Below are 7,849 nucleotides of genomic sequence, written 5' to 3' on the forward strand. Positions count from 1 at the left end.
CGGCCCGGAACGCGGCGACCGTCGCGACGTCGACCGCGCCGGCCGCGCGCACGTCGACCGCCCGGTCGCCCACGCTGACCTCGACGCGGAACCGCTCCTCGCGCTCTACCATGCCCCCGAACCTATCCCCCACCACCGACATGTCCGCCCGTCCGGAGGACGGGATCCGGGTACAGCCAGGGTCGGACCCCGAGGCGTCCCCGATCCCCCGGGGGGACGACGGGTAGGGGCGGGCGGACCGTGTTCGCAGAGAGCGAGCGCCGTCGTGTCGAGCTGACGCCGATGACATCAACCCGAACGGCTGACCAGGCACGACACCCATTGGGCGGGATACCTCGGAGACCGTGCAGGGTCGGTGTCGGATGCGTGTCACTGGGGTGATCGGCCCGCTACGCCGCGCTATGAAGTGCGAGACCGTCGCCCCATGTGGATCATCTGATCCCATTTTTGGAGGTTTCCATGCGAAGAAGACGGATCCTCGCCGCGCCCGCGGCACTGCTCCTCGTCACCGGCCTGACCGTCCTGATCGGGCCCCACCCCGCCACCGTCGCCGCGACCCGCCCGATGGAAGCCGCCAAGCCGAAGCACGTCGGCGTGGTCGACCCGGTCCGCGCCGGAGTGTCCAAGGCGGTGCGGACACTTCCCCGCGCCGCGAAGGACATCCGGAAGAACCCCGCCGCCAGCACCGAGACCGCACCCACCCAGGCCGACGTCGCCGGCCGCACGGATCCGGCGATCCAGGCGCTGGAAGGGCCGGTCAACGACGACCTGAAGCCCACCAACACCCCGTTCGCCGGCCAGACCGGCGGCACCCCGCCGGACACCGTCGGAGACGTCGGACCCGACCACTACGTCCAGATGGTCAACACGACCTTCCAGATCTGGAACAAGGACGGCACCTCGCCGACCGGCGGCGGCCCCTTCCCGATCAACTCGCTGTGGACCTCCAACACGGTCAACGACAACGGCTGCGACACCCAGAACGCCGGCGACCCCATCGTGCTGTACGACCAGACCGTCGACCGGTGGATGCTGGCCCAGTTCACCAGCCCGAACACCGCGCCGTTCGACATGTGCGTCGCGTACTCGCAGACGCCGGACCCGACCGGCGCGTACTTCACCTACTCGTTCCGGCTCAGCGCCTCCCACGACTACGAGAAGTTCGGCGTCTGGCCCGACGGGCTCTACATGTCGACGTTCGAGGGCGGCACGCTCGGGGCGTACGCCTTCGACCGGTCCGCGATGGTCAGCGGAAGCCCCGCCACCTTCCAGTACTTCGGCTCCGGCGCGGGCGCCCTCGGCCCCGGCGTCTCCTCCGCCGGCCGGGTGCGCATGTTCCCCAGCGACTGGGACGGCGTGAACGCGCCGGTGGCCGGCGAGCCGAACCACTTCCTGCTGTCCCGTGACTCGGACAACGGGCAGGGCGGCGCGCAGGACAGCATCGACGTGTACGACTTCCACGTGGACTGGACCAACCCGGCCAACAGCACCTTCGGGCTCACCACGACGCTGAACACGCAGCCGTTCGACATCAACGTCGGCTGCACCGACGTCGACGGCAACGGCGCCGCCCGGGACTGCATCGACCAGCCGGGCACCACCCAGCGCATCGACGCCCTGCCGGGCCGGCTGCTGCACCGCGTGCAGTACCGCAACTTCGGCACCCACCAGTCCATGGTGGCCGTCCAGGCCTCGGTCGACGCCGACGGCGCCGACCGGGTCGGCACCCGCTGGTACGAGCTGCGCAACGGCGGCGGCGGGTGGGCCATCCATCAGCAGGGCACGTACGCGCCCGGCACCGCCGACCGGTGGATGGGCTCGATCGCGATGGACGGCCAGGGCAACATCGCCCTCGGCTACAGCATCGTCGACGCGGCGAACAACGTGTTCCCGTCGATCGCGTACACCGGTCGGCTGGCGAGCGCGCCGCTGGGCAGCATGCCCGAGCCGGAGCAGACCATGTTCTCCGGCACCACGTCACAGACCAACGCCGACCGCTGGGGCGACTACAGCTCGATGAACGTCGACCCGACCGACGACTGCACGTTCTGGTACACCCAGCAGCACGGCGGCGGCCGGCAGACCCGCATCGGCGCGTTCCGGTTCACCACCTGCGACGAGACCGACCTGCGGATCACCAAGAGCGACTCCCCCGACCCGGTGTACGCGGGCCAGGACCTGACGTACACGCTCACCGTCACCAACGACGGCCCGCACACCGCCTCCTCGGTCACCGTCACCGACACGCTCCCGGCCGGGGTGACCTTCCTGTCCAGCACGCCCGCGTGCACCAACTCGGCCGGCACCCTCACCTGCGACCTCGGACAGCTGCTGCCGGGCCAGTCGGTACCGCTGGTCATCCAGGTCCGTGTCCCCGCCGACCTGCCCGCCGGCACCCTGACCAACACCGCGACGGTGACCGCGGCCGACCAGTTCGACCCCAACCCGGGCAACAACACGGCCACCGCGACCACGAGCGTCAAGACCCGCGCCGACCTGGCGGTGACCAAGGTCTGCAAGCCCGACCGGCCGGCGCCCGCCGGCACGCCGGGGTACTGCGACATCCACGTCGACAACCTGGGTCCGTCCGACGCCACGTCGGTGGAGCTGACCGACGTGCTCACCTCGGCCACCCCGTTCGAGGTGACCGGCGTGACGGTCACCCCGTCCGGGACCTGCGCACCGACCACCGCCGGGCCGGCCACCAGCATCACGGTCACCTGTGACCTCGGCACCGAGCCGGCCGGCGGGCGTACGACCGTGCGGGTGACGGTCACCGCCGCCGACGTCGCGCAGGTCAACGACGTGGCCACGGTCCGCAGCGCCACCGAGGACCCGAACACCGCCAACAACCAGGCCACCGGCCGGGTGGAGTTCGTCGGGTCCGCCGACCTCAGCCTGGACAAGACCGGTCCGGCGTCCGTCGTCGCCGGCACCCAGCTGCAGTACGTCGTCACGGTCACCAACGACGGTCCGTCCGTCGCGCGGGACGTGGTGGTCGCCGACACCCTGCCCGCCGGGGTGAGCTTCGTGTCGGTGACGCCGTCGGTGGGCAGCTGCACCAACGGCCAGCCGACCGCGCGCGACGTACGCTGCGGCCTCGGCAACCTGGCCTCCGGCGCGTCCGCCACCGTCACCATCGTCGCCCGGGTGGCACCGAACGTGGTGCCGGGCACCGTGCTGTTCAACGAGGCGGTCGTCTCCAGCGCGACCGCCGATCCGGACAACGACGACGTCCGGGACAGCGTGGCGACCACGGTGGCCGCCTCGGCCGACCTGTCGGTCGCCAAGGGTGACTCGCCGGACCCGGTCCTGGCCGGACAGAAGATCACCTACACGATCACGGTGTCCAACACCGGGCCGTCCACCGCGCAGAACGTGACGGTCACCGACACCCTGCCGGCGGGCACCACCTACGTCAGCGGCGTCGACGGCAACGGCGCCACCGTCTGCACCCTCGTCCAGAACGACACGGTGGTCTGCGCGCTGGGCGCGGTCGACCCGGGACAGACCCGGACGGTGTTCCTGACCGTGCTGGTCGCGCCGTCGGTGCCGGACGGGACGACGCTGACCAACCGGGTGACGGTGGCGTCGCCGACACCCGACCCGAACGCCGGCAACAACACGGCCACCCAGCAGACCGGGGTGCAGACCTCGGCCGAGCTGTGGCTGGACAAGACCGGCGACCAGCGGTCCGGCAACCCGGCCCCGACGGTCGTTTACACCCTGATCGTGCACAACAACGGCGGCTGCGAGAGCGACGCGCAGTCCACCCCGACCCCGACCTGCGGGGCCGGCGGACCGTCCGACGCGCAGAACGTGACGGTGGTGGACAAGCTGCCGCTGGACCCGAAGAAGCTCGTCGTGCAGTACGTCTCGCCGCAGTGCGCGTACGACAGGGCGACCCACACGGTGACCTGCACGGCGGCGACGGTGCCGGCGGGCGCGACGGTCACCTTCGTGATCGAGGCGCAGGCGCAGGGCAGCGTCCGGACGATCCAGAACTCCGCGAAGCTGACCAGCACCACGCCCGATCCGGTGACCGGCAACAACACCGACGACGTGACGATCGTCGTGAAGGGAGGCACCGGCCGGTAGTGCCCTGATCGTCCGGCGGATCACCGCCGGGGACGAACGTGCCACCGCGGGGTGGCCGGTGCCCGCCACCGGCCACCCCGCCCGGCGTGGACGCGTCTATCCGGTCGGTGCCGGCTGTTCGACGCGGTCGAGCCAGTCGGCGAGCAGGGCGGTCACGAGCCCGGAGAGTTCGATGAGCAACCCGTGGCCGCCCCGGTCGAGGACCGCGTGCGTCGCCCGGGGCAACTGGCCGTACTGCCGCCACTGGTCGTTGTAGCCCAGCGCGTCGTCCTGCCGTCCGGTGACGATCAGCGCCGGCCCGGCGTACGTGGAGGTCAGCGGGAACGAGCCGGCGTAGTGGGCGGCGATCCTCGCCACGGCCGCGTCGTCGACCACCGAGCAGTGCACCTCGTCCTCGAGCCGCCGCACCGCGGTGGCCGTGACCACGACCGAGGAGTCGTGGGGCGCGGAGACGCCCGGCTCGCGATACAGCACGCGATGTTCAGCGACGTCACGCTGGCCGGGCGGCAGAACCATGGGTACGAGCAGCGCCAGTCCCGAGATCCGCTCCGGCTCGGCGGCGGCGAGACCGGCCGCGAGGTAACCGCCGTACGAACCGCCGCTCACCGCGTACCGCCCGGGCACGACGGCGTCGACGAAGGCGCGCAGGACGGCGAACACGTCGTCGGTCCCCCGGATCCACTCCGGCGCGGGAGTACGGCCCATGCCGGGCAGGTCGGGGTAGATCCGCCGCCAGCCGGGACGGTCGGCGAACAGCGGCTCGTGCACGCCGATGACGCATCGGTTGTCGACGCCCATGCCGTGCAGCGCGATCAGGGTGACGTCGGCCTCCGCGGGGCCGAACTCGTCGTAGTGGACGTCGATCCCGAGCGCTTCGAGGAACGGCATGGCCGGACCCTAACGGATCGCTCCCGCCGCACGGGCTGTCGTACCCGTGCCCCATGATCGCCGCGCCGCCCGGTCCCTGGCGGGCCGGGCCTACTGGATGCCGTTGGTCCAGGTGAGGGGCACCTCGACGGTTCCGTTCCCGTCGACGGTGACCCGGCGCTGCGGGGCGATCCGCCAGCCCGCGACCGTCTCGCCCCGGACGTCGTAGGTGCCGGGACCCACGGCGACCGTGGCCCGGCCGTCGGCACCGGACCGGCCTCGGGTGACGACGTCACCGGCCGCGGAGCGCACCTCGAAGCCGGTGTCCGGCCGGGGCTTCGGGTCGCAGCGCGGGTCGGGGGTGACCGGCTCGTGCGGGCACTGCTCGCCGAGCTGGGTGACGATCCGCAGCAGCGCCCGGCCGTCACCGGCCCGCCCGGTGGGGGCGACGGGACCGACCGTCCCACCGGTCGCGGCAGTCGGCCGCCCGGTCGTCGGTTCGCCGCCGTCCACCACGCCGCACCCCGTCGAGAGCAGGAGCGCGCCGAGGAGGATGCCGAGGGCCGGCCGGGTCGTCACGTCCCGATCCTACGAGCAGTCACCCTGACCTCCCGAAAACGACACCCCACGTGACCAGCCGATCGTCGCCGCAGGTCGTACGCTCGAAGCACCAGGTAGGGATGGGACCGTCGGGAGGCGCCGTGGACCCCGTCAGGTCACCCCAGGACGCGCAGACCATTCGCCGGCTGCGGCTCGGCATCGGCGTCGTCGGTATCGGGCTGCCGGTCGTCCTGCCCGCCGGCCACGCCCTGGTCACCGGCCGGCTCACCCTTCAGGAGTCGATCAGCGGCTACTACCACACGGAGATGCGGAACGTCTTCGTCGGCAGCCTGTGCGCTGTCGGGGTCTTCCTGCTGTCCTACCGGTACCGCCGGCTCGACGACCTGCTGAGCACGGTCGCCGGCGCGCTGGCCGTCGTGGTCGCCCTGTTCCCCACCACCACCGACGTACCGGCCGGCACACTCTCCACGTCGGACACCGTCGTCGGGTGGGTGCACCAGGTCGCCGCCGCCGCGCTGTTCGGCGTGCTGGCCGTGTTCTGTCTGCACCTGTTCCCGGTGCGGGACGCGACCACGCCGGGCGCGCGGACCCGCAACCGCCTGTACCGCACCTGCGGTTTCCTCATCCTTGCCGCGATCGCCCTCGGGCTGACCAGCGCGCTGCTGCCCGAGGAGGTGCGGGACCCGCTGAAGCCGCTGTTCTGGTGCGAGGCGGCGGCGGTGCTCGCGTTCGGCCTGGCCTGGCTGGTCAAGGGCGAGGCGATGTTCCGTGAGCGGTCCACCGCACAGCCCGGGCGGTGAGGAAGCCCTTGACGGCCTCCACGAACTCCGCCGGCCGGTTGGCGTGGACGTGGTGGCCGCCGCCGATCGTGACCAGGGTGGCGTCGGGCATCCGGTCGACCATCTCGGCGAGCAGGTGCTGCGGGATCGTGCTGTCCGGGCCGCCGCCGATCACCAGGGTCGGGACGTCGACGGTGTCGGTGCGGTCCCACCAGGTCGGATCGGGGTCGTCGAGCTGGGCGCGGATGGCGGTGACGGCGGCGAAGTCGAACGGGGTGGGGGTGTCCGGCGGTGCCAGGGGCGGCCGCTTCAGCGAGCCCGGCCTGGGTGCGAACACGTCCTCCACGACCAGGTGTGTCAGTCGGTGCGGGGCGACCTCGGCGAGCAGGATCGCCACGGTGCCGCCCATGGAGTGACCGATCATGGCGCACCGCTCGACGCCGACCGCGTCGAGGAACCCGAGCACGTCGTCGCGCATCAGCTCGAACGAGTACCGGCCCGGTCGCGCGCTGCGGCCGTGTCCCCGCAGGTCCAGCGCGTACACGCGGTGCCCGTCGGCGAGGGCGGGCAGCACGGTGTGCCAGTCCCGTTCGTCGTCGCCGAGGCCGTGCAACAGCACCAGGGGCGGGCCGGCCGGGTCACCCGCGACGCGGTAGGCGAGGTCCACCCCGTCGACGGTCAGGGTGCGCAACGCTCCCACGGGTGATCCGGTCACGTGGACAACCGTAGCGGCAACCGGCGCACGCCGGCGTACCCGTCAACCCGGAAAGCCTGGTCAGGTGGGGATGGTCGGGTGTAGACAGGGAATCCGATCATGGGCGGCCGCAGGACGGCCGGGGCGGCGGGCGGAGGGGACATCGTGCAGGGCGAGCTGCAGCGGATCGTCGACGCCGTCGCGGCTCACGCGGGTCGGCCGGCGCTCATCGAGGACCGGCGGCAGCGGGTGGTGGTCTACAGCGAGCAGACCGGGCAGATGGACGAGGTACGCCGGGCGTCGATCCTGCGTCGCCAGACCACGCCCGAGGTCATCGCGTGGCTGCGCGCCTTCGGCATCACCGACGCCCGCGAACCGTTGCGCACACCGTCCTGCCCGGAGTTGGACCTCCTGCCCCGCGTGTGCGTACCGATCCGACACCACGACCTGCTGCTGGGATTCGTCTGGTTCATCGACCCCGACGGCACGATGGCCGACGTCGACATCGAGGCGACGGGCCTGCTCAAGGAACTGTCCCTGGCGCTGTACCGGGAGAACCTGCTCGGCGAACTGGCGGCACAGAGCGAGAACGAGGCCGCCCGTACGCTGCTCGCGGACAACGCGGACGTCCGGGACCAGGCGGTCCGGACGTTGCTGGAGGCGGGCATGATCGCCGCCGACGGGCCGACCACGGCCGTCGTCGCGCACCTGGTCACGCCGGGACTGCGGCTTCCCGACGAGCGGGCGCGGGTCGCGCTGGAGCAGTCGCTGGTCGCGGCGCGGCGTCGCATCGGCACCCGGGAGGCGCTGCACATGGTGCGGCACGACCACGGTGTGCTGCTGCTGCCGG

The 7,849-nt window shown here is 72.1% G+C and carries 6 protein-coding genes; 3 read left to right on the forward strand and 3 right to left on the reverse strand.

What is annotated here, in order from left to right:
* Positions 1-459 precede the first annotated feature (459 nt).
* Entirely contained in the window at positions 460-4,098 is a 3,639-nt protein-coding gene (locus AB0I76_RS17955; protein ID WP_357036352.1) for a DUF11 domain-containing protein, read from the forward strand.
* Positions 4,099-4,194: 96 nt separating this feature from the next.
* Here AB0I76_RS17955 and AB0I76_RS17960 read toward each other — a convergent pair whose 3' ends face one another.
* Both AB0I76_RS17960 and AB0I76_RS17965 read right to left on the reverse strand, forming a co-directional pair.
* On the reverse strand, positions 4,195-4,986 hold the full coding sequence (locus tag AB0I76_RS17960; RefSeq protein ID WP_357036355.1) for an alpha/beta fold hydrolase: 792 nt from the start codon (positions 4,984-4,986) through the stop codon (positions 4,195-4,197).
* A gap of 90 nt (positions 4,987-5,076) precedes the next feature.
* Positions 5,077-5,544 (reverse strand): hypothetical protein, encoded by a 468-nt coding sequence (locus tag AB0I76_RS17965; RefSeq protein ID WP_357036358.1) that lies wholly within the window; start codon positions 5,542-5,544, stop codon positions 5,077-5,079.
* Positions 5,545-5,666: 122 nt separating this feature from the next.
* Between AB0I76_RS17965 and AB0I76_RS17970 the strand changes: the two genes are divergently transcribed.
* Positions 5,667-6,326: a DUF998 domain-containing protein gene (locus tag AB0I76_RS17970; RefSeq protein WP_357036361.1), complete on the forward strand. Its 660-nt coding sequence runs from the start codon at positions 5,667-5,669 to the stop codon at positions 6,324-6,326.
* Here the strand turns inward: AB0I76_RS17970 and AB0I76_RS17975 are convergent.
* Positions 6,274-7,020, reverse strand: coding sequence for an alpha/beta fold hydrolase (locus tag AB0I76_RS17975; protein WP_357036364.1), 747 nt, complete (start codon positions 7,018-7,020; stop codon positions 6,274-6,276). The genes AB0I76_RS17970 and AB0I76_RS17975 overlap by 53 nt on opposite strands.
* Positions 7,021-7,119: 99 nt before the next feature.
* On the opposite strand from AB0I76_RS17975, the gene AB0I76_RS17980 reads away from it, so the two are divergent.
* A partial coding sequence (locus AB0I76_RS17980) for a hypothetical protein (RefSeq protein ID WP_357036367.1) occupies positions 7,120-7,849 on the forward strand: 730 nt, incomplete at its 3' end.

Origin of the sequence: Micromonospora sp. NPDC049799 (assembly GCF_040656655.1) — a bacterium.
In the GTDB taxonomy this organism is placed as follows: domain Bacteria; phylum Actinomycetota; class Actinomycetes; order Mycobacteriales; family Micromonosporaceae; genus Micromonospora.